Origin of the sequence: Flavivirga jejuensis, from assembly GCF_030540765.1 — a bacterium.
In the GTDB taxonomy this organism is placed as follows: domain Bacteria; phylum Bacteroidota; class Bacteroidia; order Flavobacteriales; family Flavobacteriaceae; genus Flavivirga; species Flavivirga jejuensis.
In genome coordinates this window covers 731,928-758,197 of sequence record NZ_JAUOEL010000002.1, presented here as the reverse complement: position 1 = coordinate 758,197, position 26,270 = coordinate 731,928, and the positions used below count along the sequence as shown (strand labels likewise).

Sequence of the window (26,270 nt, the reverse complement as noted above, 5' to 3'; positions counted from 1 at the left end):
TAGACTCTTGAAAAACAAAAAATCCGAAGCTATAAACTTCGGATTTTTTTATTGTTATTTTTTATTTTAAAAATTAAATTCTTAAGCCAACAGGAAGCATACGTTTGTATTTTCTATTGCTTCTTACAAACTTAGCAATTTCAGGACTTGTTGGTACAACACTTAAATTACGTTCTTCAATTTGTTCGAAAACCGCAACTAAAAAATCTTTGCTAAAGTCTTGGTCTGTAATGCCTTCTGGAACAATGAGCTTAGTTAGAAAAATCTTCCTTTCTTGTAAAGAGTATTCAATCTTAGCTAAATGGTCATCAATTTTTATTTCAAATTGACGTAAAAAATCGTTATCAATTAGTTCTGCAGCTTCAACCATGGTAATTTTTGTTTTATTTCTAAGGAATCTTAAATAGTGAGCACTATTTATATAACTTTGTTTTGCAAAAGTACAAAAAAAAATTGTTATTTTAAAGATAAATCAATGTTAATGCCTTATAAAATAAATCATTAGAATAAGTTCTGTTTAAATTTATAATTAAATGAGTAAAGCAATGATCCATGTTTATTTAATGCCAGGAATGGCAGCAGACCCCCTGATTTTTGAGCATATAAAATTGCCTGAAGATCAATTTAAAATACATTGGCTTGAGTGGTTTTTACCAGTTGATAATGAGTCTATCAGTGATTATGCATTAAGAATGACCGCTAATATAAAACATGAAAATATTGTGTTGCTTGGTGTCTCGTTTGGAGGGATTTTGGTTCAGGAAATGAGTAAACATATACGTGTTAGAAAACTTATTATAGTATCTAGTGTTAAGTCGATGCATGAATTGCCTAAGCATATGTTACTAGCCAAAAAAACGAAAGCTTATGCTTTGGTGCCAACACAGTTGGCGAGTAACATTGATTTACTTGCGAAGTATGCTTTTGGTAGTAGTATAAAAAAGCATTTAGATCTGTATAAAAAGTATCTATCTGTTAATGATAGTAAATATCTAAGCTGGGCTATTAAGCAAATAGTTTGTTGGGATAAAAACGAAAACCAACCAGATATTGTACATATTCATGGGGATAGCGATCCTGTATTTCCTATTAAAAATATAACCGATTGCATCGTTGTAAAAAATGGCACACATATCATGATTATTAATAAATATAAGTGGTTTAATAAGAATTTGCCACATATAATTTTAGAAAATTAAATAAAAATTTTATCTTTAAAAAAAAACTTATTAAAAATGAAGATAGTACAGAAATTATTGGCGTTTGTGGGATTATTAAGTTTGTCGGCACTATTTATTTATGCCTTACAAGACGCTCCAACGGATGAGAATTTTGAAAGAAAATTAATTAACGATTATAATGTTTATGCATTACAGGTGCCAGATAATTTAAATTTTTCTGGTGAAATGATGCCACTCAAAAACCCTGATGTTTTAGAGCGAATGGATAGAGAATTGTTAGTTAATACCTATTGGCAATCTAATGGGTTGTTAATGTTTAAGCGTGCTAAAAAGTATTTCCCAATTATAGAGCCTATTTTAAAAAAACATGGTATTCCAGATGATTTTAAATATTTGGCAGTTATAGAAAGCGGTTTAACAAATGCCGTATCTCCTGCTGGAGCAAGAGGTTTTTGGCAAATTATGAAAGCTACAGGCAGAGAAAATGGTTTGGAGGTTAATGATAATGTAGATGAACGTTATCATTTAGAAAAAGCAACCGAAGTAGCGTGTAAATATTTATTAAAATCTAAAAAAAGGTTAGGTTCTTGGACTTTAGCTGCAGCTGCATATAATGCTGGTAATGCAGGGATTTCCAGAAGACTGAAAGAACAAAATGTTTCCGATTATTATGATTTATTACTTGTTGAAGAAACAGGGCGTTATATTTTTAGAATAGTGGCTCTAAAAGAAATTTTATCAAACCCAGATAAGTACGGTTTTAATTTTAGAGATAAGGATTTGTATAAAAGCGTTCCTACATATAAAGTTGAGGTTGATACAGCAGTAACTAATTTCTCAAAATTTGCACAACAATTTGATATTAATTACAAAATATTAAAACTTCATAATCCTTGGTTACGCGAATCGCATCTGAATAATAAATCAAAAAAAATGTATACAATTGATATACCAGAAAAAGGGTATTATGATGTACAATAAATAAATTAATCAGTTTTAAAATGAATACATGTTTTTTTGCGTTTTCTCTTAGAAATTGGATTTTTGTTGATTCTTAATTATTTCAAAATTCAAGAGAAAAAGCAAAAAAACTCAATGTATATAATAAAGAAGGGGAACAGTGAAAAATGATTATACCTTATTATAATATCTTTTGCTAAAATTGATTTAGAAGAAGATGGTGATTAGCTATAAACGAGAGTTCGATTTAATGCAAGCGTATTTATAACGATAAACTCACTAATTAGTGTTACTACATGTCGCTTTGAGCCTTTCGACTATCAAGACAGGCTAAAGTCGAAATGCCATTAAAATCTAGATGTTTAAATAGGTTTTGATTGCCCTCAATCAGACATTAAGTTTTAACTTTTTGAAATTTAACTTGTTGTATTGGAATGCTTATGAAAAAGGTTTGTATAAGTTTTTACCAGCAAAATGTAATTTCTTGAGTTAACAGAACAAATCCAAACTTAGAACATTTTAAACAAGTAAAGCGTAAACGGCTAATATTTTTACCCTCTTCTTTTCTGAGCTCTTACAGAACCACCGCTGCCATAATGTTGGTTTGGCATTTGAGAGCGTTTCATGTTTTCCTTCATCATTTTTATCTGATCGGCTAACATACCTTGTTTGTCCAGTTTTTGAGCTTCAGACAGTAGTTTTTGAGCTTCTTGCTTTCTACGTTTAGAAAAAGCAATACCAGATAAATTTAATTTTGCCATCGCCAGATCATGATCCATGGATAGCCCTAAAGAAATAGCTTTTTTAAAATATTTTTCAGCATCATTCATATTACTTTGAGATACCATAATGCCGTGCAAATAATTATAATACCCTTGTTGTTTTTTTACTAAAGCAGATTCTGGTTTTTTAATTTTATTAAGCCATTTTTTAGCGCCTTCAAAATCTTGTTTACGTAATCTCATAAAAGCAAGAAGTATAAACTCGTTCTTAAAATATAGGAATATAAAAATAAGAGACAGAAGAATAAGCATAATACCATTTCCTATATAATCCTCAGTAAATAGATATACTGCATAGGCAATAATTCCCGCAGCTATAATTAGTTTTATAATTTTATTGTACATTTTAGTAAGTTTGCAATGTGAATAGACGTTATTTTTTATATTAATAAGGTCTCTTTTATTTCAGACTACAAAGAAACTAAATTTTTATTAAAAATAACACATAGATATTTAACAAAAAAAGTTAGTGTTTAAGCCAAATAAACAAGGGTTTACCGTAATATTTTTGAGTAAAAAAAGAATTAAAAATATTTTTTTAAAAATGGTTTGCAAAGTAATAAAGGCTTTGTATATTTGCCCTCGGTTTTGCGAATGCTTAACTATTAGAAAAATACAATTCAGATTTAAAGATACAAGATAATGAGTAAAAGAACATTTCAGCCTTCCAAAAGAAAGAGAAGAAACAAACACGGTTTCAGAGAGAGAATGGCTTCTGCTAACGGTAGAAAGGTATTAGCACGTAGAAGAGCTAAAGGAAGAAAAAAAATATCTGTGTCATCTGAAACAAGACATAAGAAATAATGATTAACAATTGTTGATATTTTAAAGGTGTTACTTAAGTGTAACGCCTTTTTTTATATCTAATGAATATTATTTTTGTAACAAATTATTATTACATTACATAACCAGTAAAAAATGCCGAAAAATTCAAAACTAAAATCGATACTAATAATAGGTTCAGGTCCAATAGTTATAGGACAAGCGTGTGAATTCGATTATTCAGGTTCTCAGTCTTTACGATCTCTTAGAGAAGACGGAATTGAAGCGATTCTTATTAATTCCAATCCAGCAACTATCATGACAGACCCTTCTATGGCCGATCATGTTTATTTGCTCCCTCTTAATACAAAATCCATTATCAAAATTTTAAAAGAACATCCACAAATTGATGCTGTTTTACCAACTATGGGAGGACAAACAGCTTTAAATTTATGTATAGAAGCTGATGAAAAAGGCATTTGGAAAGATTTTGGAGTTGAATTGATAGGTGTAGATATTAATGCTATAAATATAACAGAAGATAGAGAACAATTTAGAGAATTGATGGGAAAGATAGGTGTAGCTATGGCTCCACAAGCTACAGCGACCTCTTTCTTGAAAGGAAAAGAGATAGCACAAGAGTTTGGTTTTCCATTATGTATTCGTTCTTCATTTACTCTAGGAGGAGCAGGTGCCGCAATTGTTTATGAAGAAGAGGACTTTGATAAATTATTACGTCGCGGATTAGAAATTTCTCCTATTCATGAGGTCATGATTGATAAGGCCATGATGGGGTGGAAAGAGTATGAATTAGAATTACTTCGTGATAGAAATGACAACGTAGTCATTATATGTTCTATAGAAAATATGGATCCAATGGGAATCCATACAGGAGATTCTATTACGGTGGCTCCAGCAATGACTTTAAGTGATACTACGTTTCAAAAGATGCGTGATATGGCTATTAAGATGATGCGCAGTATTGGTGATTTTGAAGGTGGATGTAATGTGCAATTTGCTGTAAGTCCAGATGAAAAAGAAGACATTATTGCCATCGAAATAAACCCACGTGTCTCACGTTCTTCAGCATTAGCAAGTAAAGCAACGGGGTACCCGATTGCTAAAATAGCTACAAAACTTGCTATTGGTTATACTTTGGATGAATTAGATAATCAGATAACTAAATCTACGTCGGCTTTATTTGAGCCAACTTTAGATTACGTTATTGTGAAAATTCCACGTTGGAATTTCGATAAATTTGAAGGGTCTGATAGAACATTAGGCTTACAAATGAAAGCTGTTGGAGAAGTTATGGGGATTGGGCGTTCTTTTCAAGAAGCCTTACATAAAGCGACTCAATCTTTAGAAATTAAAAGAAATGGTTTAGGTGCAGACGGAAAAGGTTACAAAAATTACAACCAAATTATAGATAAGCTTACCAATGCTTCTTGGGATCGTGTTTTTGTTATTTATGATGCGATTGCCATGGGAATTCCACTAAGTCAGATTTATGATATCACAAAAATTGATATGTGGTATTTAAAGCAGTATGAGGAATTATTTCAATTAGAAAAAGAAATATCTACATATACTATTGATACGCTTGATAAAGATTTATTATTAGAAGCGAAGCAAAAAGGATATGGAGACCGTCAGATCGCACATATGTTAGGCTGCTTAGAAAGTCAAGTATATAATAAGAGAGAAGAGTTTAATATTCAGCGTGTATTTAAGTTAGTTGATACTTGTGCTGCTGAGTTTACAGCCAAAACACCATATTATTATTCTACATTTGAAAATATGGTTGAGACTGCTTCTGGAGAAGTATACACTCATAATGAAAGTATAGTAAGCGATAAGAAGAAAATTGTAGTACTAGGCTCAGGACCAAATAGAATAGGACAGGGTATTGAGTTTGATTACTGTTGTGTTCATGGTGTTTTAGCAGCTGCAGAATGTGGTTATGAAACGATTATGATTAACTGTAACCCAGAAACGGTTTCTACAGATTTTGATACCGCCGATAAATTATATTTTGAACCTGTTTTTTGGGAACATATTTATGATATTATTCGTCATGAAAAACCAGAAGGCGTTATTGTTCAATTAGGAGGGCAAACAGCATTAAAATTAGCAGAAAAGCTAACCAAATATGGTATTAAAATTATTGGTACCAGTTTTGAATCTTTAGATTTAGCTGAAGATAGAGGAAGCTTTTCTAGCTTATTAAAAGAAAACAACATTCCTTATCCAGAGTTTGGAATTGCAGAAAATGCTGATGAAGCTCTTGAGTTAGCAGATAAATTAGATTTCCCAATTTTAGTAAGACCATCTTATGTTTTAGGAGGACAGGGGATGAAAATTGTTATCAATAAAGAAGATTTAATTGAACATGTTGTTGATTTATTGAGAAGAATGCCTAATAACAAATTGTTATTAGATCATTATTTAGATGGAGCCATTGAAGCCGAAGCCGATGCTATTTGTGATGCAGATGGGAATGTTTATATTATTGGAATCATGGAGCATATAGAACCATGTGGAGTACATTCTGGAGATTCTAATGCCACTTTACCAGCATTCAATTTGGGAGATTTAGTTATGCAACAAATCATTGATCATACACATACCATAGCCAGAGCATTGAACACTGTTGGACTGATCAATATTCAGTTTGCCATTAAAAATGATATCGTATACATTATTGAAGCGAACCCTAGAGCTTCCAGAACAGTGCCTTTTATAGCTAAAGCTTACAAAGAACCGTATGTAAACTATGCGACAAAGGTTATGTTAGGAGAAAAAAAGGTCACGGATTTTGATTTTAATCCTCAGTTAGATGGTTATGCCATCAAACAACCTGTATTTTCTTTTAATAAATTTCCAAATGTAGATAAGAGATTAGGACCAGAAATGAAAAGTACGGGAGAAAGTATCTTGTTTATTGATAGCTTAAAAGATGATGATTTTTACGATCTGTATTCTAGACGAAAAATGTATTTGAGTAAATAAAATGCATTCGAAATATTAAATAAAAAATCCGCTTTAAGCGGATTTTTTATTGGAAATTAATGATGATGTGTTGCTGTGTATTGTCTTAAGTGGTTTTGTGTGTCTTGTTGCTATTTATATATTGGTCTTTTTTATAATAAATTATCTTTTAAAAGTAAGGTAAAACCTTATATAGTCTAAGGTTTAACCTTAGCTAACTTTCACTTTTAAGTAGTAATTTTGAGAAAAATACTTTTATTAATTTTTAAAATGTCATAATTTATGAAACCACAAATTTTTATTTTTCATTTATGCTTGTTAACAGTTTTTTGTTTAGATGCTCAAACTAATACTTTTCCTTCTTCAGGAAGTGTGGGTATTGGAGCAGATCCTTTTGATGGAATTAAAACTTATATTTTTCAGAGTGAAACGATAACTCCCAGCTATGGTTCGGCAGCATTATTTGCTTTTAATAGTATTTCGCATACCAGTGGAGAACAAAGTAAAATAAGAGGAGTTTGGTCACTAAGTTTAAACAATAACTCTGGGGAGCTGAACGAATCTATGGGGATAGATGTTGGTGCAGGAAATGAAAGTAGTGCAACTGGTATCGTAAAGAATGCTTATGGAGTAAATATTGATGTTCAGAAAGGAAATGGAATAGTTAATAATGGCTATGGAGTATTTATTAAACGTGTGCAAGGAACAAATACCTATGGTATTTATCAGCAAGGAGATACCACTAAGAATTATTTTGCTGGTAATGTGGGGATAGGAACAACCACACCAGATGCAAAATTAGCTGTAAATGGTAATATTCATACCAAAGAAGTAAAAGTAGATTTATTAGGATGGCCTGATTATGTTTTCTTTAAAGGTTATAAACTACCATCATTACAAGAATTGGAAACTTATATCAATAAAAATGGTCGCCTACCTAATGTGCCTTCTGCCAAAGACATAGTTGAAAATGGTTTAGAACTTGGAGAAATATCAAAAATTCAACAAGAAAAAATTGAGGAATTGACTTTGTATGTTATTGAACAAAATAAAATTAATGATAAACAAAGTTTAGAATTGGAAAAGCAATCAAAAGAAGTTGAAGAATTGAAAACTTTGATCAAAACTTTATTAGAAAAAGAATAAATATTTTGTTCTAAAATTATTTACGGATTTAGAATGAAATGAGTCTTCCTTTTAAGTATTTTAATAAGAAATAGTTGAAGAGATAACGAATTCTTTGATATTTATATTTCAAATGAAAAATGTATTTGAGTAAATAAAATGCATTCGAAGTATTAAATAAAAAATCCGCTTTAAGCGGATTTTTTATTTCTTCTTCAATTGGAAGTTAAACGTAACATCAATATTTTTTGCAATTTTACTCCTAACTACTTTTGGTATTTCGATATCATAGTCTGAAGGGGTTGTTGTAAAACTTCCAGATATTATAATATCACCTTGATTATTTATTGAAATGTTTAAAGGAATATTTTCTAATTGATTTGTTATACCATGAAACGTTAATGCACCATTAACTTTTAGCACTTTAGGTATTTCTGATAATTCATTAAAATAAAAATCGCCTATTTTACCTTTAAAAGTTATTTTTGGGTATGTATCAGACTCAGCATAATTTTCATTAAAATGTTCCTCCATAAGCGCATTTTTAAATCGAAAACCTTTAACCAATACTAGTGATGCAAATTCTCCATTTTTAGAATTTATGATCGCAGTAACGGTATTATTTGTGGCTTTTACCTCTTCAAAAGAAGGTACAGAAGCTTCAAAATTAACATGTCCAGTTTTTGTTAAGTATTTGCTTTGCGCAAAACAATTTAAGCTTATAAAGGCGAAAAAATAAATAAGATTTCTCATTATAATTTTATGGTTTTATGTCGTTTTAAATCGAAAAGAATTCCTCTAGGCTTTGCCTTCCTGCAAAAGCAGGAATAGTTGGTTTCAAGAAATTCTTTATTTATGAGACAAAAATTAGTTTTCTAAAAGACCATCGTCTTTCCATTGCTGAATAAGATCTCTATTGCTAGATGGCATTTGTCCACTAGGGGGCATGGGGCTAGAAACGCTATTAATTCGGGATAATATAGCATCTATTCTATCTTTAACCTGCGTATAAGTGACTAAAGAAAAAGGGGCGCCATTTATTGGTGTACTATCATGACACTGTGCACAATTACTATTTATAATATTTTTTACATTTGCCTCGTAAGTAATTTTTCCGTTTGGGTCTGGATCAGGGTCTGGATTAAGGTCATCATTACTGTTACTTGAACAATTAAAAAGCAATACCGAAATTGCTAATGCGTAAATTATTTTATTTAAATTCATAGCTTCTTTTTTATAATTATTTATTCTCATTTTTTATAATTCTGATTAAAATCTTCTACTTAAGTTAAACCCGAAAAAGAGATTTCCATCACTCCAATCTCCATTCCCCTGACCTAAAAAACCATTGGTATTCATGGCTTGAGCATTAGAAAAATGCATTTGGAATACATGCCCACCAGTTTCTATATCTATCCCTATAGATAACGGATTTTTAAAAGGTGAATTGTTAGCTCTATTTAAATGGAAACCATAGTCTGCGTTTATAGACCATCGTTTATTAAGTTTATAACGTCCTCCAAGACCTAATGCAAATTGGCTATTGTCCTGTTCATTTATAGAAACATAGTTATCATGAAAAAAGGTTGGAGCTAATTCGACAGAAAAATTTGTGTCAATTTTTCTGGATATTAATAGTTGAGCAGTATACCCTAGGCGATCTATAAACTCAATAAGAGGGAGGTTTTCTTTATCCAGAGCAGTATTTACCAAAATGGTATTATAACCAACAATTGTAAAAGGGAAACCATTATCTTCTTGCCTAATAAGTCTATACTTTATTGATGCTTCATAAATTTTTAAAAAGGAACTTCTAGATACACTAATATTGATCGCATCAGAAATACCATAAACAAAGTTTAATCGAGTTACGGCCTCATCCAATCCAAAAAATGTATCAATACCATTTTTTAAACTACCAAAGCGGTGGGATACTATAAATGTGAGTTCTTTTTTTGCTACTAACTTTGTAGACTCAAAGTTTACAATTTTCAACCCTTTAAAAGCGGCTGTGGTATGCTGTGTTCCTGTCGAATCTGTGTCTATTTCTTCTAATAAATCCTCTTGTGAGTATATAAGAAGCGGAAAGCAAATAAAGATCAATAGCGTTTTTTTCATATATAATATTTTTAAAGAGGTAGGTAGCTTTTATTTTTTTACGAAGCGTTTTGTTTGATTATTTATTTTTACTAAATAGAGACCTTGGTTAAGGTTGGAAACATCAATTTCTAGAGTATTGTTGAAAGAAAACGTTTTGTTTAAAACATTTTCACCTAAAATGTTATAGATATCTAAGGTTCCATTGTCTATGGTTTGAGGGAATTTCAAAGATAAAAGAGAAGATGTTGGATTAGGTGACATTGAAAAAGTGTTGATTGAAAAATCGTTAACCGCTAATGTAACTCCCCAAAAGGATTGTCCATTTTCTGAAGTACCATTTCCATGATATTGATATGGAGGGGAAACCGTATTGGGAATCGCAGTTCCTGCAGTCCAAATACCAGCTCCAACGGCGGCTGGTTCTCGCGTACCACCTGTACTTATCCATTGAATATAATCTCGAATATTGGCAGAATTAGAAAAATCGGATGTATCAATATATAGCCCTAATTCACCACCAGCATCTACAAGGTTTGTAGAACTTGTTACTGTAACTTCGCCACCTGCAACTAAATTTAAAGAACCACTTGTAACAGATAGAGTATTTAATTTTGGATAATTAGGGAAAACACATAGTTTATAATCGGAGATATCAATAGTGCTAGCCCCAAAATTTTTAATTGTTATTACCTCAGTCGATGGGTCAACGTTCACAAATCGTATTTGAGCATTTGCTAATGGTGCTAAACAAAAAAGAATGGCTAGTAATAAAAATGTTTTAATAGTGTAAAATTTTTTCATGACAATTGGTTTTAAATTATTTTTTATTCAATGGTACATTGGTCTAATTTGATTTGCTCTAATAAATCGTCATAGCCAATAACGCGTCCTTTAACTTTTATTTTAGATGCAACTTTTTGATATTGATCTATAGAATTATTGAACTGACAAAAAACGGTCTCATCTAAAGTCAAATTATTTTGATTTATTTCTGAAATAATACCAGAAACGATAATGGTTTTATTGAGGTATTTTTTTTCTGATTCTAAAAGGATATTAGAAAATTCTAAACCAATTGAATCCGCAGTAACTATAAAACTCGGTTTTTCAGTTTCAATATTTCTATGATCTTTATACACATATAGGTAAGCAATGGTGCACAGGCCTATAAGTATGATTAAAATTTTCCACTTTTTCATATAATAAATTTAAAGACTGCTTCAGTACCAGAACTGAAGCAGTTTTGCTAGCAATCAAATGGTTTATAAATAGAAACACACTTGACAAATGAAATTTTTCTTTTTCATATAAGTATTTCTACTAGCTTTTTTGTTTCAATATTTAATTACAGCCATTGTCATATCGTAACCTATCATCGTCACCAACTCTTAAATCTATTTTAGTTTCAGAATATTTCGATATTTCATGTAATACCCAATCGTTGTTGCAATATGGCAGACTAGGAACATTTATAGTTACTGTAATATTATTTCCAATACCACTTGCTACCCAAGTACCATATACCGTTGTATTAGCCCAGAATACAGATAATGTGCCATTTGTAAAAAAGTTAAATGTATAGCCATCATATACATTATCTAAGTTGTTATTATCACGTTCTAGTTTATCAACAGTCCAATCAACACAAGTTGTTAAAACAGTCGTTAATTGATCGGGCTCACAATCATCACAATCATCATCATTATAATCATAGTCATCATCCTCATCACAATCATTATTATATGTTTCAATAATAGTTTCTAACTCTACTAAATTATTAACGTTTAATTCGGTGCCATCAAGAAGGATAACAGTAATAGGGAAATTGATTGTTACAAAATCGGTTACACTTAAATTATCTACAAGGTTGTATAGGTTATTGTCTGAACTTACCGTTATAACATCTATAAGTTCATTTTCGGTATTAAAAACAGATGCCGAAATGGGATATTTAAAATCGAGACATTCTATATCATCGTCTTGTTCATTTTCACCATTACAATTGTTTGAGTAACTTAACAATTCGGTATGATTGTTTATAGTTACTTTGGAGTGGTCTTTAAGGCTTATTGTTATAGGGTAGGTGATATCAATAGTATCTGTATCATCGTCTTCTTCATCAAAAATGTATTCAATAATTTTATAATCATCTTTAGAACTCACATTAATTTTTTGATTGTTGGCAGTCACTCCAATAGGTAAGTCAATGTTAAAGCAGTTAGAAAAATCAATGATATTATCATTAGAACCATCATTACTAGATGTTTTTAATATCAGATCTGCAATTTTTGAGTTTGGAACTAACACTTCATCTTCGGGTGCTTCTATTAATTCCGTTTCTTCGGTTCTACAAGAAGTTAATAGCATTATTATAGCTATTGAAAATATGAAAAGCGTCTTAACTATTTTTTTCATCAATTTTTTTAATGAAGTGATTTAAACTTTTTTGATTATAACTATAACAACTTAAGTTTATAAACTCCTTATTTTTTAATTAATTTTTTATCTAACTTTATCGATATAAAATAATATTTTGAAAAAAGACCTTAACGATTCAATTTGTAAAGAAGTAGTTTTTGAACGTATTTATAATAAATACTCTAAAGATTTACATGGTTATTTGTATTATAAGTACGGAGAACGATTTAATCCAAATGACAAAGTTCAGGATGCCTTTGTGAAATTATGGAGCAACTGCAAAAAAGTATCATTAAATAAGGCCAAGTCTTTTTTATATACTGTAGCTAATAATATGATGTTAAATGATATTAAACATCAAAAAGTAGTTTTGAGGCACCAACAAGTACATACTAAGCAACATACTTACGAAACACCAGAGTTTCTTTTAGAAAAAGAACAATTTTTGCAACGTTATAATAAAGTATTAACTAGTTTAAATGAAGAACAGCGTGTCGCTTTTTTACTAAATAAGACGGAAGGGAAGAAACACAGTGAGATTGCAGAGATGTTGGGAGTAACACAAAAGGTAGTTGAATACAGAATTTATAGTGCTTTCAATATTTTGAAAAAGGAACTTAAAGGATTTAAAATAAAATAATAAGGAGAAATAGAAGTGAAGTTGTTATATATTTAATGGAGAAGGATTATTTAATAGAGACATGGTTAAAAGGAGATCTGACTGTTGCTGAAAAAGAAGCATTTAGTAAGTTGGATGATGCCCTGTTTAATCAGTATATTGTTGATACAGCGCAACATTTTAAAGCGTCTCATTTTTCTAAAGTAAATGATTTTAAAACATTCAATCAGCGTTATCATTCAGAGAAAACATTTGTTAAAAAATTATATTGGTTACCTCCTTTATTAAAAATAGCAAGTGTTATTATAATAGGTTTAGGAATCTATTTTTCATTTTTTTTCAATACCCTTACACATATTGAAACATTGGCGAGTGAAAAAACTATTATTGAGTTGCCAGACCATTCTAAGGTTGAATTAAATGCCCTAACACGGGTTACGTTTAATGCTGAGAATTGGAATAAGAAAAGAGAACTTAAGCTTGAAGGAGAAGCTTTTTTTAAAGTTGCCAAAGGACGTGTTTTCGATGTTAAAACACATGATGGTATAGTAACAGTAGTTGGTACACAATTTAACGTAAAACAGCGTGCCCATTATTTTGAAGTTAAATGTTTTGAAGGTATTGTTAAAGTAACATCAGATACCATTGTAAGAGTATTGCATGCTGGAGATGTTTTTCAGGTTTTAAACGGGACATTTTCGGAAAGAAAAACAAAGGCTTCAACCCCAAGGTGGCCTCATAATATAAGCAACTTTGAAACCATTCCGTTTAAAGAGGTTTTAATGGAACTAGAGAGACAATATAATATACAAGTTATCTACAAAGGAATAGATGCTAACCGATTATTCACTGGAGGGTTTGAACATAATAAACTTGAGAATGCATTAATATCTATTACGCAACCTATGAATATGACTTTTGAATTGCGTTCTTCAAACTTGGTGATACTTCATGAAAAAGAACATTAAAAAAGCAGCTATTTTTTTTAGCCTTTTGTTTTTTATTACTAATTGTATTTATGCCCAAGATACTGGCGATTCAAGAGCTTTATCTCAAATAATTACAACACTTCAAGAGGCGTATGATATTCAATTTAATTATGCAGAAGATGTTATTAATGAGATTTCTTTAAAACCACCAGCTAAAAAATTACCACTTCCAGAAGTTTTGGCTTATTTAGAGAACCATACAGGTTTATCGTTCGCCTTAATGAACGATAGTTTTATTCTTGTTAAACCGAGAGCAGATATTATACTCTGCGGTTACCTTAAGGATAGAGATAATTTGAGAGCATTAGCTTCTGCAACAGTTCAAACATCAGATCGTTTTACCACAAGTGATGAAAATGGTTTTTTTCAAATTAAAATTAAAAATGTATCTCAGTTAATTACAATACGTTATTTAGGTTATGGAACTATTACAAGGTCTTATGATCAATTTAAACGATCTGGTTGTGAGGATGTATATTTACAACCAGATCTTCAACTATTATCTCAAGTTATTATCTCAAACTATATTACCAGTGGCATCAATAAGATAGACAATGGTTCTTTCCAGATAGATTTTTCTAATTTAAAGATCTTACCAGGGTTAATTGATAATGATGTTTTGCAGTCTGTTCAAGCATTTCCAGGTATTCAGAGTGTGAATGAAACGGTTTCAAATATTAATATAAGAGGCGGTACTCACGATCAAAATTTAATGCTCTGGGATGATATAAAAATGTACCAATCTGGTCATTTTTTTGGATTGATTTCCATGTATAACCCTCATATTACTCAAAAAGTCTCTTTAAGAAAAAATGGGAGTCATGTTAGTTATTCCGATGGTGTTTCGGGAACTATTGCCATGCAGACAGATCACAAAGTGAATAGCGAATTTAAAGGTGTTATAGGGGTTAATTTAATAGATGTTAATGGGTTTGCAGATATTCCGATCAATGAATCATCTTCAATACAGGTAGCAGCAAGAAAATCAATTAGCGATTTTGTTGAAACCCCAACATACTCTGCTTTTTTTGACAGAATTTCACAAAATACAGAAGTGGCTTCAAATGTTATGGCGATTACAAATACCAATAAAACTTTCGATTTTTATGATACCTCATTAAGGTGGATCTATAATATTAATGATAAAGAAGAACTGAGAGTTAATTTTATTAATGCTCATAATCAACTTCAGTTTAACGAAAATGCTATAATAGATGAAACAGAGGAATCTCGTGATAGTAGACTGGACCAAAATAGTATTGCAGGTGCTTTACATTATAAAAGGGTATGGAGTGATACGTTTAGTACGGATCTTGAAATTTATGAGACCGATTATAAGCTTAGGGCTATAAATGTTAATATACTGGATTCTCAACGATTTTTACAAGAAAATATAGTATCAGAGACCAGTACAAAATTAAAAGTAAGTTATATCTTAGATACTAGATTACAACTTTTAAACGGTTATCATTTTGTGGAGACAGAGGTTACTAATTTAGATGATGTTGATAATCCACTGTTTAGGTCTTTAATATCTGAAGTGGTAAGAACCCATAGTGTTTTTTCTCAGGTTGATTATAAAACTTTAGATAACAAAACAAACTTAAATATCGGACTTAGATATAATTACATTGGAAAGTTTAATAAATCTATTTTAGAACCCCGGTTGAGTTTTAACCATCGTTTTTTTAAACATTTTACACTCGAGGTATTAGGAGAGTTTAAACATCAAAATGTGTCTCAGGTTATTAATTTTCAAAATGATTTTTTAGGAATAGAAAAACGTAGGTGGCAATTATCAAATAATAAGGACATTCCAGTTATTACAAGCAAACAAATTTCTATGGGATTAAACTATAGTTATGATGGATGGTTAATAGCTGTAGATGGTTTTTATAAAATTATTGATGGTATAACCACTCAAAGTCAAGGGTTTCAAAATCAATACGAATTTGTTAAGAGCCAAGGGCGTTATGATGTAAAAGGTGTGGATGTATTATTGAGAAAGCATATTGAAAGATTCAACACTTGGTTAAGTTATTCTTATATGAATAATCGTTATCTGTTTAAAGATTTAGAAACGAATTATTTTCCTAGCAATTATAATATCTCACATACTGCTACTTTGGGAATGACCTATGCATTAAATAATTTAAAAGTTTCTGCTGGTTTTAATTGGCATTCAGGGAAACCTACCACCAAACCCGTTTTTGGTAATGAAATTATTAATGAACGAGTGAATTATGAAGCGACTAATGCTTCAACTTTAAATGATTATTTACGTTTGGATGTTTCTGCAACTTATAATTTTAAACTTGCAAATAAAGCAAGAGCCAATCTAGGCATCTCAGTTTGGAATATTTTGGATAAAGAAAATCAAATTAATAATTTCTATCGTGTAAAAGATGGAAATATTACGGAGACTGTACAAAATTCTTTAGGGTTTACGCCTAATGCTGTTTTTAGGGTTTATTTTTAAAGCTTAACTTTCGCATTATGATCTTTTAAAAGTTCTATATAGTCATCCATTTTAAATTCAGAAGCTTTAAAATTATTAGATCTTTTCTTTGCTTGGTCTTGTCTGGTAATACTTCTTGAAAAACGACGAATACTTTGTTCAGAATCTAATATAATACCAGGAACAGGTACATTTTTTCCATTTTCATCTTTGGCTACCATCGTAAAATAAGAAGAATTACAATGCTTTGTTTTTCCTGTTTGAATATTTTCCGATTCAACACGAACACCAATAACCATAGATGTTCTACCAGTGTAATTAACCGATGCTTTTAAGGTAACCAATTCACCAACATCAATAGGGTTTAAAAAATCTACTTTGTTTACAGATGCGGTAACACAATAGTTTCTGGAATGTTTAGAGGCACAGGCAAATGCTATCTGATCCATTAAGTTTAAAATATAACCACCATGAATTTTTCCACTAAAGTTTGAGTGTGATGGTAACATTAATTCCGAGATGGTAATTTGGGATTCTTCTGTACTTTTAAACATATATCTTAAATTAACACAGTGTATATAATACCTGTGATGATTGCTATTCCAAAACTAATTAAAGTGCCTATTAAAATATATTCTGTAAGTTGTCTGTCCTTAGACTCTTTTAAATCTCCAAATCTAAAAACTGACTTCGCAGTAATTAAAAAACCAACAGCTTCCCAGTGGTCTGAAATTATAAAAATAAACACTAAAATACGTTCTAAAATACCAATATATTTACCAGCATCCTTAAGTGATTGATTATTTTTAGTAAGTTCTGAAATATTCCACTTTAAAAAAATGGTTTTCATAATTATAGAGGCAGGAATTGTTAAAAACAACAAAGAAGTTAACAATAAAAGATTGTTTTCGGTAATAAAAGATTCCAGATGAAATGTCGTATCCAAATAGAAAAAATAACATCCAATAATCACTAAAATATGAAGTAACTGATCTATAAAGAAAAATAATCGTTTTGTTTTTTTCTTTTGAAAGACAAGCTTTAAAGCATCAATAATGAGATGTGAAAAACCTATAATTAGTACAATTGGCCATAACGATATATCCCAAAGTAATATTATTGTTAGAATAACATGAATTAGTATATGAAAATACAGCTTTGGTGATTTTAATTTTTTCTCTTCTTTTTCTTCAACCCATTTTTGAGGTTGCAGAAAAAAATCACCAATTAAGTGGGCTAATAAAAGTTTTAGTAGTATCATGTTAAAGTCTCTATTTTTTGTCTGTACATAAGGTCTAACGCCTCAATTTCGTCTAGGTGGGCTCTTTTCTGTCTGGTACTTATAGCATTTTGATTTATGCCTATGAGTTTACCTAGCTCGCTTTGTAAAGCATCTGGGTTTTCTATACTTAGTTTAACAACTTCTGCCAGATTTACGGTCCAGCTATCCATAGATATAAGGGCTAACTTAAAATATAAGTTTAGTGCTTCGTCTATTTTGAAACTATTGGTTTTTATACGTAAATTCTGTTTTTCTTTTTTCAAAGTTTCCAGTGTTTCTCCAGAAAACACAAAGGCTTCACCATTAGATTCTGTTACATTTTCACCTTCATAGGTTTTATTGCCAATACCAATAGCCAATCGAACATCTAAACCATGAATAGATTTTATACAAGCCTTTATATATAGTGCCGCCATAAAACTGGAACCAACATCTTTAATTTCTATTTGAAAGCTGTCTCCACGGTATATCTCCCAGTATGACGCATCTGTACTTAAATAAGCTAAAGCATCCTTTAGTACTTTTATCCATACTTCTGGATTTACCTGTGTTCTGGATTTAATAATATCTCCAGTTACGACGCTTGTTATTATTTTGGGTATCATATATCACGTTTTTATGTGATAAACAAATATATCGCATTTTTATGTGATAAACAAATATATCACACTTTAATGTGATAAGTGAATATATCGTGTTTATGTGTGATAAATAATAATATCACATTTTTGTGTGATAAAACAATGTGCTTAATGATCTTCTTCTGCACGTTTTATAATGGCTTCTGGCAATGCTTTTTTAGCTTTGGCACCCATTTTTTTAATCTTTTCAACACTTGTAATCAGATTGCCTTTACCTTCAACTAATTTATTCATAGCTGCGGAATAATCTGTTTTTGCTGCATCAATTTTTTTGCCGACACCAGTTAAATCTTTAACCAGGCCTTCAAATTTATCGTATAAAGCACCAGCTTGTCTGGCTATTTCTATAGCATTACGCTGTTGTTTTTCATTATTCCACATAGTATCAATAGTACGAAGTGTAGCTAGTAAAGTGGATGGTGTTACAATAACAATGTTTTTCTCGAAAGCTTTATTGTATATAGAGTTGTCTTCGTTTATAGCAACAGCAAAAGCAGGTTCTATAGGAATAAACATAAGCACAAAATCTGGTGATTCTATATCATATAAATCTTGATAATTTTTTTCAGAAAGTTGGTCGACATGTCTTCTAATGGAATTAACATGTGCTTTTAAAAATGGTATTCTATTGTCATCTTCAGCATTTACTAAACGTTCGTAATCTGTTAACGATACTTTAGAATCGATAATCATTTTTTTACTATCAGGAAGGTGTAAAACAACATCGGGCAGTACTCTGGAGCCATCATCTAAGGTGAAATTTTGTTGTACAAAATACTCCCTGTCTTTTTCTAATCCAGATTTTTCAAGAACACGCTCTAAAACCAATTCCCCCCAATTTCCTTGCATTTTACTATCGCCTTTTAAAGCTCTGGTTAGGTTGGTGGCCTCTTTCGTCATTTGTTGATTTAAGTCTTTTAAACCCAGCAATTGTTCTTTTAAAGCAGAATGCATACTGATGCTTTCTTTTTGAGTTAAATCTACTTTTTCCTCGAAAGTTTTAATTTTTTCCTGTAACGGATTTAAAATGTTTTTGATGTTTTCTTTATTCTGAAGCGTGAATTTTTCAGACTTTTCATCTAATATTTTAGTGGCTAATAACTCAAAATCTTTGCGTAATTGTTCCTGACGTTCCTCTAATTCTTTATCCCGTTTTAAACTTGATTGTTGAAGGTTTTCATACTCTGTATTTTTTCTGGTTAACTCAGAATTTAAAAAATCTTTCTCTCGTCTTATTTCTTCACGTTCGTTTTCAACTTTACCCAGGTTTTGTTTTAGCGCATCAATCGTTACATTCATTTGATTTTGACGTTCTTCAAGTGTACTTTTTTCACTTTTACTTTTTAATTTAGTGAATAAGATGCCTAAATAACCGCCAATAGCAGCAGAAATGAGTATAGAAATTATAAGAATAAGGTTGTCGTTCATGTATTTAAAAATATATACTCAAAGATAAATTTTTAGTTGGAAGATTAAAGTATGATATAGGAAGAAATATAGAATTTCTTGAAACAATTATCTTCTTAGAGTTATAGAGGCCTTTTTCGGATTTCATACCCGATTAAGTTGCTCACAAGTTTTGACCAAAAAGACCAACAACGAAAGTACTGTATTTAGATTCCAGTTTTTATGGGAATGTCAATTTCAATGGAAATGTTGTTTTACCAACCATTAAGACACGAATAAAATCTCAATATGGCTGAGATCTTTGTGTCTAACATAAACACGAATCGGACTTTCAATCTGTCTTAGCCGAAAAAGGTTTGGAATATGCCATGTCTATTTCTTCACTCTAAAACTACCCGTTTTATCATCAAAAATTATTAAATCTTTTGGAAATAAATTATTAAAGGTGCCTTTTTCTATGAGGTTACATGGTTGATCTGTGATAACAGTATCTTTAGTCATAACAATTAAGGTGTCACACAATTGAATTGCTAAATCTATTTCATGAGAAGAAAATAAAATAGTTTTATTAGTTTCTTTAGCCAGTTTTTGAAGCAGTTTTAAAATATAGGCTTTATGGTACATATCCAGATGGGTAGTCGGTTCATCCAGAATAATCAAATCAGTATCTTGTACTAAAGCGCGTGCAATCATTACCTTTTGTAATTGGCCATCACTTAACTCGTAGCATTTTTTGTGTTTTAAATCGTCAATATTTGTTTGAAGTAAACATTGGTTTATAATTTCAAAATCTTCAACAGCTAAATTTCCAACCCAATTGGTATAAGGTTGACGACCCAAAGCCACCAATTCAAAAACAGTCAGATTTTTTGAGCCCAAAGGTTCTGTAAGAACCAAGCTGAGTACTTTCGCCAAATTAATATTTGAATAGTTTTCTAAAGGTAAATTATTAATAGAGATGTTTCCGTTTAGTTTATGCTGAACATTAGTAAGCGTTCTCAGTAATGTAGACTTTCCAATACCGTTAGCGCCTATAAGTCCAACAAGCTCCCCTTTATGTAATTCAATATTTATGTTAGAGGCAATAACTGTTTTTGCTTTTTTAGAAGTATAACCAATGGTTAAATCCTGAGTTTTTAAAACGATATGTGATTTGTTTTTTGTCATAAATTCCAATAGGAAAACTCCAAATTCTAAATAGTTAAGGTATAAGTCTCAAGGTTTTCATCTCTCATCTTTCATCTTACATCCATTTTAAAACATCATTTTTCGTTTTCTAACTAATAACCAAATAATAACTGGGGCTCCAACTAAGGAGGTAATAGCGTTAATTGGTAAGGTAAGATCACTTGATGGTAATTGTGCAATGCTATCACAAATAAGCATAATAATGGCACCAAATATAAAAACAGCAGGTAATAATATTTTATGGTTAGAAGTGTTAAAAAGTTGTCGTGTCATATGTGGGATCGCTAAACCAATAAACATAATAGGGCCAGCAAAGGCGGTAATAGTTCCTGCTAATAAACTGGTTGTGATAATTATTAATAATCGACTTGTTTTTACATTCACCCCCAGACTTTTTGCATAATTTTCTCCTAATAACAATGTGTTTAATGTTTTAATAGAAACTAAACTTAATAATATACCTATAGCATAAATTACAAATAATATGAATAATTCGTGCCAGGTAAGATTTCCTATACTACCAAACCCCCAAAATATATATTGCTGTAATTCTTCTGCAGAACTAAAATAAGAGAGCACACTAACTGTTGATGCTGTAATGCTACCAAACATAAGACCTATAATTAGTATCGCCATGGTATCTCTAACTTTGTTAGATAGTATTAATACCATTAGAAGTACAATAAAACTACCTAAACTAGCAGCAATAACAATACTCCATTTGGAAACAAGTATACCCGCTAAAGTGCTACCAAAAACAGAGGCGCCCATAATAACTAAAGCCACCCCTAAACTAGAACCAGAGGTGATTCCTAAAACAAAAGGCCCTGCTAAAGGGTTTCTAAACAGTGTTTGCATTAACAATCCAGAAATTCCTAAACCAGAACCAACGATTATAGCTGTTAAAGCTTTTGGTAATCTGTATTCATGAATAATATGCCGCCAGGATTCGTTTTCGGTTGCATTTCCAATAAGGCCATTAAAAACATCTTGAAAAGGAATAGAAACTGAACCTAAACTTATATTTCCAAAAAAACATAGCAAAAGCATTAAAATTAATACTGCAAATGTTCGTTTATATGTTTTTGTGTGTTGCAACTATTCTAGACGTTTAAAAAAGAAAGTTTCATAGTCATTTAGCAGTTCGGGATGTGCAATTTTTATACAATCTTTTAAAATGAGGTCTGGTCGTAAAGACCCTAACTCGTAGTAGAGCAATCCATTTTTTGCTCCTTTTCTTTTTGTATAAGTGTATACATTATTGTTTTTATAAGCATCAAAAAAAACGTAATTTTTGTTATTAACCGACATTTGTTTTTTTGTGTCAAAGTTTCCAGCTCCTATCCAAAATTCTGCTTTTTGTGCTTTTTCTAACACATTTTCAAAGTTTATTTGTGAACTTCCATTGTTATTGTTTTCTTTCCAAATATAATCGGTATTGGCGTCTTCTAAGTATTTAGCAATAAAACTTTTACCTCCAGGAACATTCCACACATCTTTAAAGGTTGATCCAGACATAACTGTTGGCTTTCTGGTGATTATTTTTGCTATTTCTTTTGCTTTTAAATAATTGGTTTCTATCGTTTTAAAAATGGAATCAGCTTCTTTTTTTTTGTTGTAAAACGCGGCTATAAATTTTATCCATTCGGCTCTTCCTAAGGGATGCTGCTCGGTCCAGGCACCGTCTAATACAACTGAAATACCTAGTTTTTCTATTTGATCTAATTTTTTATTAATACTATTAATAGAAAAACCAATGACTAATTCTGGGTTTAATTCTAAAAGTAATTCGGTATTGAGTTCTGTATCGTTACCTAAATCTTTAATATCTCCATTATCTACTCGGGCTCTGGTTTTTTCGGAACAAATGTATTTTGTATTAGGAAAACCAATTAAACTATTGGACACTCCTAAATATTCTAAAGCAGGAATATTAGTTGTAGAAATAGCAACAAGTGTTTTAATAGGAACTTCTATTATTTTAGTATTTGCATCATGATCGGGTCGTTTTTTACCTTTTTCTACTAATAAATAGGTGAACGTTTTATTGCTATTAGGCCATGCAGAATTAACAATTACTTTTTTGTAACCTTTATAATTGGTTATAGAGAAACCTTTAGCATAGTTTAGGGTCTCTTTAATTCCTTCTGATTGGTTTATGGATAGTGTGGTCTGTTTTTTTTCTTCTTTACAAGACGAAAGAAGCACAGCGTATGTTACTAAAAGAATTAAAAATCGCATGAAAAAAAATTAAGGCATAAAGGTCTTTATTTTTTTTGTAAAACTATAAACTTATAGTAATTAAAGCTGTTTTTGATGCTTAAAATTAATTATTCTTTTATTTTGTTATCGAATTAGGTAAGTTTTACAGGGAGGGCAAAAACAAATTTAATAAGTAAAGTATATCACTTAAATTGAATTTATGTTGATTCAATTTCTGAAATAAGTTTCAGTTCATCTTTTTCTTTCCTAAGATGAAACACATCTCCATATTGAATTTTAATATTAAATGATTTTTCTAACGGAATATTTAAAACAGATGCAAGATAAGCTCTCATAGGACCAGCATGTGTTACAATTATTAGATTTTTATCGTCATGTAAATGGTATATTTCTTCAAAGAAATTATTGATTCTAGAGGCTAAATCGATATAAGACTCTCCATTGGGAACAGTAGTGTTTACAAAGTCTTTCATCCAGGGGTTTAATGTCTCTTCGGGAATAGTATTCCATGGTTTCATTTCCCAATCTCCAAAATCAAGTTCTTTTAAACGATCATCAAAAAGTACATGTGACCCCAGGTGGTTTGCTAACAATGCGCATCGTTTTAATGGACTACTCTTTATTAGGTAATCTCTGTTGTTGGGAATTTGTTGTTTTATGGTTTTAAATTCTTCAGAAAAGGTATCAACTAAACCCAAATCGGTTTGTCCGTAGCAAATCCCTTTTTCAATGTCTGGTGTTGTATGCCTAATTATATAAATTTCCATAATGCGATCACGCTCAAATAAAATACAACTTCACTTAATTGTTGAACTGCTCCAGCACAATCTCCTGTTTGTCCACCCAACCATTTTTTGAATTTAATACCCAGATAGACTTTTGCTAAATAACATGGAATAATGGTTAAAAATATAAAAGGCTTACCAAAAAAGAATAAGGGGGTTATTCCAAAAACACCACTAAGAAGTAACGTACCTACAGTAATACTTTTTGCAGCTGGTTTTGCTTTGCTGTCTTCGGTATCGCGAACATATGGATGCGTGTAAATTAATGTGGTTGCTATAAATCGGCTTAAACTATGTCCTGCAATAATTGTAATAGGAATAAAATGAAACGACACGTCTCTTAATGCTGAAAATTTAATGGCTAGAATTAAAATTAATCCTGTTACACCATAGGTGCCTAGACGGGAATCCTTCATAATGAGAAGAATTTTTTCTTTAGTCCATCCACCTCCAAGTCCGTCGCAAACATCTGCGAAACCATCTTCATGAAATGCTCCTGTTGTATAGATCGTAGCAGCCATACTTAATAAGATTGCTATTTCGGTAGGAAGAATAAACGAAAATCCATAAAAAACGAATGCTCCAATACTACCAACAACAATACCAACCAGTGAAAAGTATTTAGCACTTTTAGAAAGGTATTCGGGATTATGATCGACCCATTTCGGACAAGGAATCCTTGTGAAAAACATGATGGCTGTTAAGAAAATTTGAACTTCTTTTTTCATGAGTTTATATTAATCTTTGGTTTCACCACTTACCCCAGCAGTATCAAAACTTGCCATATCATTTAAAAAATTCACTGAAGCCTGAATTAGAGGTATTGCTAGTGCAGCACCTGTTCCTTCTCCTAATCTCAGGTCTAAGGATAACAGGGGCTTTGCATTTAAAAACTCCAGCATCTTTGTGTGCCCTTTTTCATTTGAATTATGAGCAAATATGCAATACTCCAAAACATTTGGGTTAATTGACAAAGCAGTTAATAGGGCAGCAGTTACTATAAAACCGTCAATGATTACAACCATTTTTAGTTCCACTGCTTTTAAAATGGCACCCGTTAACATGGCTATTTCAAAACCACCAAAAGTACACATGGCTTCTGTAGCATTTTGCGGATTGTATTTATTATATACTTCAGATAAGATATGTTGTTTTTTGCTAATGCCTTCACTATTTAATCCTGTGCCCGAACCTACACATGCAGATATAGGCATTTCTGTAAAATAGGCCATAAGTAAAGTGGCAGAGGAGGTGTTGCTAATACCCATTTCTCCAAAGCCAATGGTATTTGTGCCTTCCTTTTTAAGTTTAGAAATAATGTCACCACTTTTATTAAAAGCCTTATTGCATTGCTCTAATGTCATGGCAGGAGTGTCTTGATAGTTTTTGGTACCAAAATCAATTTTTGCATTAATAATATCAAGGTCTTCAGGAAACTTATGGTTTACGCCAGCATCAACTATTTTTAAGTTTAGATTATTAGTATTGCTAAAGATATTTATTGCAGCTCCACCATTAACGAAGTTATAAACCATCTGAGAAGTTACTTCCTGAGGAAAGGGGTTTACTTCGCCTTTAGTAGCAATACCATGATCGCCTGCAAATATAACAATAGTAGGGTTTTCTATTTTTGGGTTTTCGGTTTGCTGGATACACCCAATTTGAAAAGCGATACGCTCAAGTTCACCCAAAGCACCAATGGGCTTTGTTTTTAAGTTTATTTTGTTTTTAAGTTTGGTCTCTAATTCAGGATTTGAGATAGATTCTATAAGGTAGGTCATTTATTTAATTTTTACAGGTATTCCAGATACCATTAAAGTTGCTTTATCTGCATGTTTAGCTATATGTTGATTCATCCAGCCTTGAAGTTCTGTGAATTTTCTGCCTATTTCAGTTTGGGCATGTACTCCCATACCAATTTCATTAGAAATTATAATGATTGTAGCATCAATACCGAGTAGTTTATCAAATTCAATTTTAGCTAATTCTAGGCTTTTATCAACATCATTTTTTGTGTCTACATAGAAGTTTGTGAGCCATAGCGTTACACAATCAATTACTACGACATCTTTTGGATTTATCGTTTTAGAAAGGACTTTTTCTTCTTCAATAGAGGTCCATCTTTTATCTCTATCTGCAATATGCCTATCAATACGTTTTCTATGATCATCGTCCCAAACGCGAGATGTAGCTATATACTTGGGTTTATTTGAAAATGATAGCGCTAAATTTTGAGCGTAACTACTTTTTCCAGAGCGTTCCCCTCCTGTTATATAATAAATCATTTTTGTAATTAATTTAAAAGAACAAAGATTATTCTTTTTTTAAAGAATAACACAATAAAATAGTTTTGATTATA

General features: G+C 31.1%; 27 protein-coding genes. 8 read left to right on the top strand and 19 right to left on the bottom strand.

Annotated features, from left to right (window positions below):
- Nucleotides 1-73: 73 nt before the first annotated feature.
- Complete coding sequence (locus Q4Q40_RS08195; protein WP_303301301.1) at nucleotides 74-370, bottom strand: GNAT family N-acetyltransferase; 297 nt, start codon at nucleotides 368-370, stop codon at nucleotides 74-76.
- Between the two features lie 163 nt (nucleotides 371-533).
- Between Q4Q40_RS08195 and Q4Q40_RS08190 the strand changes: the two genes are divergently transcribed.
- Together Q4Q40_RS08190 and Q4Q40_RS08185 are read left to right on the top strand one after the other, a co-directional pair.
- Nucleotides 534-1,199 (top strand): alpha/beta hydrolase family protein, encoded by a 666-nt coding sequence (locus tag Q4Q40_RS08190; protein ID WP_303301300.1) that lies wholly within the window; start codon nucleotides 534-536, stop codon nucleotides 1,197-1,199.
- Between the two features lie 36 nt (nucleotides 1,200-1,235).
- Nucleotides 1,236-2,162 carry a lytic transglycosylase domain-containing protein gene (locus Q4Q40_RS08185; RefSeq protein WP_303301299.1) on the top strand — a complete coding sequence of 309 codons (927 nt, stop codon included), beginning with the start codon at nucleotides 1,236-1,238 and terminating at the stop codon, nucleotides 2,160-2,162.
- A gap of 530 nt (nucleotides 2,163-2,692) precedes the next feature.
- Here Q4Q40_RS08185 and Q4Q40_RS08180 read toward each other — a convergent pair.
- Nucleotides 2,693-3,268, bottom strand: a complete 576-nt coding sequence (locus Q4Q40_RS08180; protein WP_303301298.1) for a tetratricopeptide repeat protein — start codon at nucleotides 3,266-3,268, stop codon at nucleotides 2,693-2,695.
- Between the two features lie 297 nt (nucleotides 3,269-3,565).
- Here Q4Q40_RS08180 and rpmH point away from each other — a divergent pair, with 297 nt between their 5' ends.
- The 3 genes from rpmH (at nucleotide 3,566) to Q4Q40_RS08165 (ending at nucleotide 7,822) form a co-directional block, all read left to right on the top strand.
- Nucleotides 3,566-3,727 carry a 50S ribosomal protein L34 gene (gene rpmH / locus Q4Q40_RS08175; protein ID WP_092133229.1) on the top strand — a complete coding sequence of 54 codons (162 nt, stop codon included), beginning with the start codon at nucleotides 3,566-3,568 and terminating at the stop codon, nucleotides 3,725-3,727.
- Between the two features lie 114 nt (nucleotides 3,728-3,841).
- Nucleotides 3,842-6,697, top strand: a complete 2,856-nt coding sequence (gene carB, locus Q4Q40_RS08170) for a carbamoyl-phosphate synthase large subunit (protein ID WP_303301297.1) — start codon at nucleotides 3,842-3,844, stop codon at nucleotides 6,695-6,697.
- A 261-nt stretch (nucleotides 6,698-6,958) separates the two neighbouring features.
- Nucleotides 6,959-7,822, top strand: a complete 864-nt coding sequence (locus tag Q4Q40_RS08165) for a tail fiber protein (protein WP_303301296.1) — start codon at nucleotides 6,959-6,961, stop codon at nucleotides 7,820-7,822.
- A gap of 183 nt (nucleotides 7,823-8,005) precedes the next feature.
- Here Q4Q40_RS08165 and Q4Q40_RS08160 read toward each other — a convergent pair whose 3' ends face one another.
- From Q4Q40_RS08160 to Q4Q40_RS08135, 6 genes are all read right to left on the bottom strand, one after another.
- Nucleotides 8,006-8,554, bottom strand: a complete 549-nt coding sequence (locus Q4Q40_RS08160) for a YceI family protein (protein WP_303301295.1) — start codon at nucleotides 8,552-8,554, stop codon at nucleotides 8,006-8,008.
- 114 nt (nucleotides 8,555-8,668) lie between these two features.
- Nucleotides 8,669-9,055, bottom strand: a complete 387-nt coding sequence (locus Q4Q40_RS08155) for a hypothetical protein (RefSeq protein ID WP_303301294.1) — start codon at nucleotides 9,053-9,055, stop codon at nucleotides 8,669-8,671.
- A gap of 15 nt (nucleotides 9,056-9,070) precedes the next feature.
- Nucleotides 9,071-9,919, bottom strand: a complete 849-nt coding sequence (locus Q4Q40_RS08150) for a DUF5777 family beta-barrel protein (RefSeq protein ID WP_303301293.1) — start codon at nucleotides 9,917-9,919, stop codon at nucleotides 9,071-9,073.
- A gap of 30 nt (nucleotides 9,920-9,949) precedes the next feature.
- Entirely contained in the window at nucleotides 9,950-10,702 is a 753-nt protein-coding gene (locus tag Q4Q40_RS08145) for a T9SS type A sorting domain-containing protein (protein WP_303301292.1), read from the bottom strand.
- A 23-nt stretch (nucleotides 10,703-10,725) separates the two neighbouring features.
- Entirely contained in the window at nucleotides 10,726-11,100 is a 375-nt protein-coding gene (locus Q4Q40_RS08140) for an OB-fold protein (RefSeq protein WP_303301291.1), read from the bottom strand.
- Between the two features lie 142 nt (nucleotides 11,101-11,242).
- A complete protein-coding gene (locus tag Q4Q40_RS08135; protein WP_303301290.1) occupies nucleotides 11,243-12,316 on the bottom strand; it encodes a hypothetical protein in 1,074 nt (357 codons plus the stop codon).
- 118 nt (nucleotides 12,317-12,434) lie between these two features.
- Here Q4Q40_RS08135 and Q4Q40_RS08130 point away from each other — a divergent pair, with 118 nt between their 5' ends.
- The 3 genes from Q4Q40_RS08130 to Q4Q40_RS08120 are packed head-to-tail and all read left to right on the top strand — an operon-like array spanning nucleotide 12,435 to nucleotide 16,406.
- Nucleotides 12,435-12,959 carry an RNA polymerase sigma factor gene (locus Q4Q40_RS08130; RefSeq protein ID WP_303301289.1) on the top strand — a complete coding sequence of 175 codons (525 nt, stop codon included), beginning with the start codon at nucleotides 12,435-12,437 and terminating at the stop codon, nucleotides 12,957-12,959.
- Nucleotides 12,960-12,994: 35 nt separating this feature from the next.
- Nucleotides 12,995-13,906 (top strand): FecR family protein, encoded by a 912-nt coding sequence (locus Q4Q40_RS08125; protein WP_303301288.1) that lies wholly within the window; start codon nucleotides 12,995-12,997, stop codon nucleotides 13,904-13,906.
- Nucleotides 13,890-16,406 (top strand): TonB-dependent receptor, encoded by a 2,517-nt coding sequence (locus Q4Q40_RS08120; RefSeq protein ID WP_303301287.1) that lies wholly within the window; start codon nucleotides 13,890-13,892, stop codon nucleotides 16,404-16,406. Before Q4Q40_RS08125 ends, Q4Q40_RS08120 begins: the two co-directional genes overlap by 17 nt.
- Here the strand turns inward: Q4Q40_RS08120 and Q4Q40_RS08115 are convergent.
- The 11 genes from Q4Q40_RS08115 to Q4Q40_RS08065 form a co-directional block, all read right to left on the bottom strand.
- Entirely contained in the window at nucleotides 16,403-16,939 is a 537-nt protein-coding gene (locus Q4Q40_RS08115; protein ID WP_303301286.1) for an acyl-CoA thioesterase, read from the bottom strand. The genes Q4Q40_RS08120 and Q4Q40_RS08115 overlap by 4 nt on opposite strands.
- A gap of 5 nt (nucleotides 16,940-16,944) precedes the next feature.
- Nucleotides 16,945-17,646, bottom strand: coding sequence for a DUF3307 domain-containing protein (locus Q4Q40_RS08110; protein ID WP_303301285.1), 702 nt, complete (start codon nucleotides 17,644-17,646; stop codon nucleotides 16,945-16,947).
- Nucleotides 17,643-18,272, bottom strand: coding sequence for an HMG-box domain-containing protein (locus tag Q4Q40_RS08105; RefSeq protein ID WP_303301284.1), 630 nt, complete (start codon nucleotides 18,270-18,272; stop codon nucleotides 17,643-17,645). The genes Q4Q40_RS08110 and Q4Q40_RS08105 overlap by 4 nt, the downstream gene beginning before the upstream one ends.
- 144 nt (nucleotides 18,273-18,416) lie before the next feature.
- The gene (locus Q4Q40_RS08100) at nucleotides 18,417-19,736 is read right to left on the bottom strand and encodes a DNA recombination protein RmuC (RefSeq protein WP_303301283.1); all 1,320 of its coding nucleotides are present in this window, start codon (nucleotides 19,734-19,736) and stop codon (nucleotides 18,417-18,419) included.
- A gap of 351 nt (nucleotides 19,737-20,087) precedes the next feature.
- Nucleotides 20,088-20,882: an ABC transporter ATP-binding protein gene (locus Q4Q40_RS08095; RefSeq protein ID WP_303301282.1), complete on the bottom strand. Its 795-nt coding sequence runs from the start codon at nucleotides 20,880-20,882 to the stop codon at nucleotides 20,088-20,090.
- Nucleotides 20,883-20,969: 87 nt separating this feature from the next.
- Nucleotides 20,970-22,001: a FecCD family ABC transporter permease gene (locus tag Q4Q40_RS08090; protein ID WP_303301281.1), complete on the bottom strand. Its 1,032-nt coding sequence runs from the start codon at nucleotides 21,999-22,001 to the stop codon at nucleotides 20,970-20,972.
- On the bottom strand, nucleotides 22,002-23,144 hold the full coding sequence (locus tag Q4Q40_RS08085) for an ABC transporter substrate-binding protein (RefSeq protein ID WP_303301280.1): 1,143 nt from the start codon (nucleotides 23,142-23,144) through the stop codon (nucleotides 22,002-22,004).
- A 179-nt stretch (nucleotides 23,145-23,323) separates the two neighbouring features.
- The gene (cobC, locus tag Q4Q40_RS08080) at nucleotides 23,324-23,893 is read right to left on the bottom strand and encodes an alpha-ribazole phosphatase (protein WP_303301279.1); all 570 of its coding nucleotides are present in this window, start codon (nucleotides 23,891-23,893) and stop codon (nucleotides 23,324-23,326) included.
- Nucleotides 23,878-24,639: an adenosylcobinamide-GDP ribazoletransferase gene (locus tag Q4Q40_RS08075; RefSeq protein ID WP_303301278.1), complete on the bottom strand. Its 762-nt coding sequence runs from the start codon at nucleotides 24,637-24,639 to the stop codon at nucleotides 23,878-23,880. Before Q4Q40_RS08075 ends, cobC begins: the two co-directional genes overlap by 16 nt.
- A gap of 9 nt (nucleotides 24,640-24,648) precedes the next feature.
- The gene (gene cobT, locus Q4Q40_RS08070; protein ID WP_303301277.1) at nucleotides 24,649-25,692 is read right to left on the bottom strand and encodes a nicotinate-nucleotide--dimethylbenzimidazole phosphoribosyltransferase; all 1,044 of its coding nucleotides are present in this window, start codon (nucleotides 25,690-25,692) and stop codon (nucleotides 24,649-24,651) included.
- Entirely contained in the window at nucleotides 25,693-26,196 is a 504-nt protein-coding gene (locus Q4Q40_RS08065) for a bifunctional adenosylcobinamide kinase/adenosylcobinamide-phosphate guanylyltransferase (protein ID WP_303301276.1), read from the bottom strand.
- Between the last annotated feature and the right edge of the window lie 74 nt (nucleotides 26,197-26,270).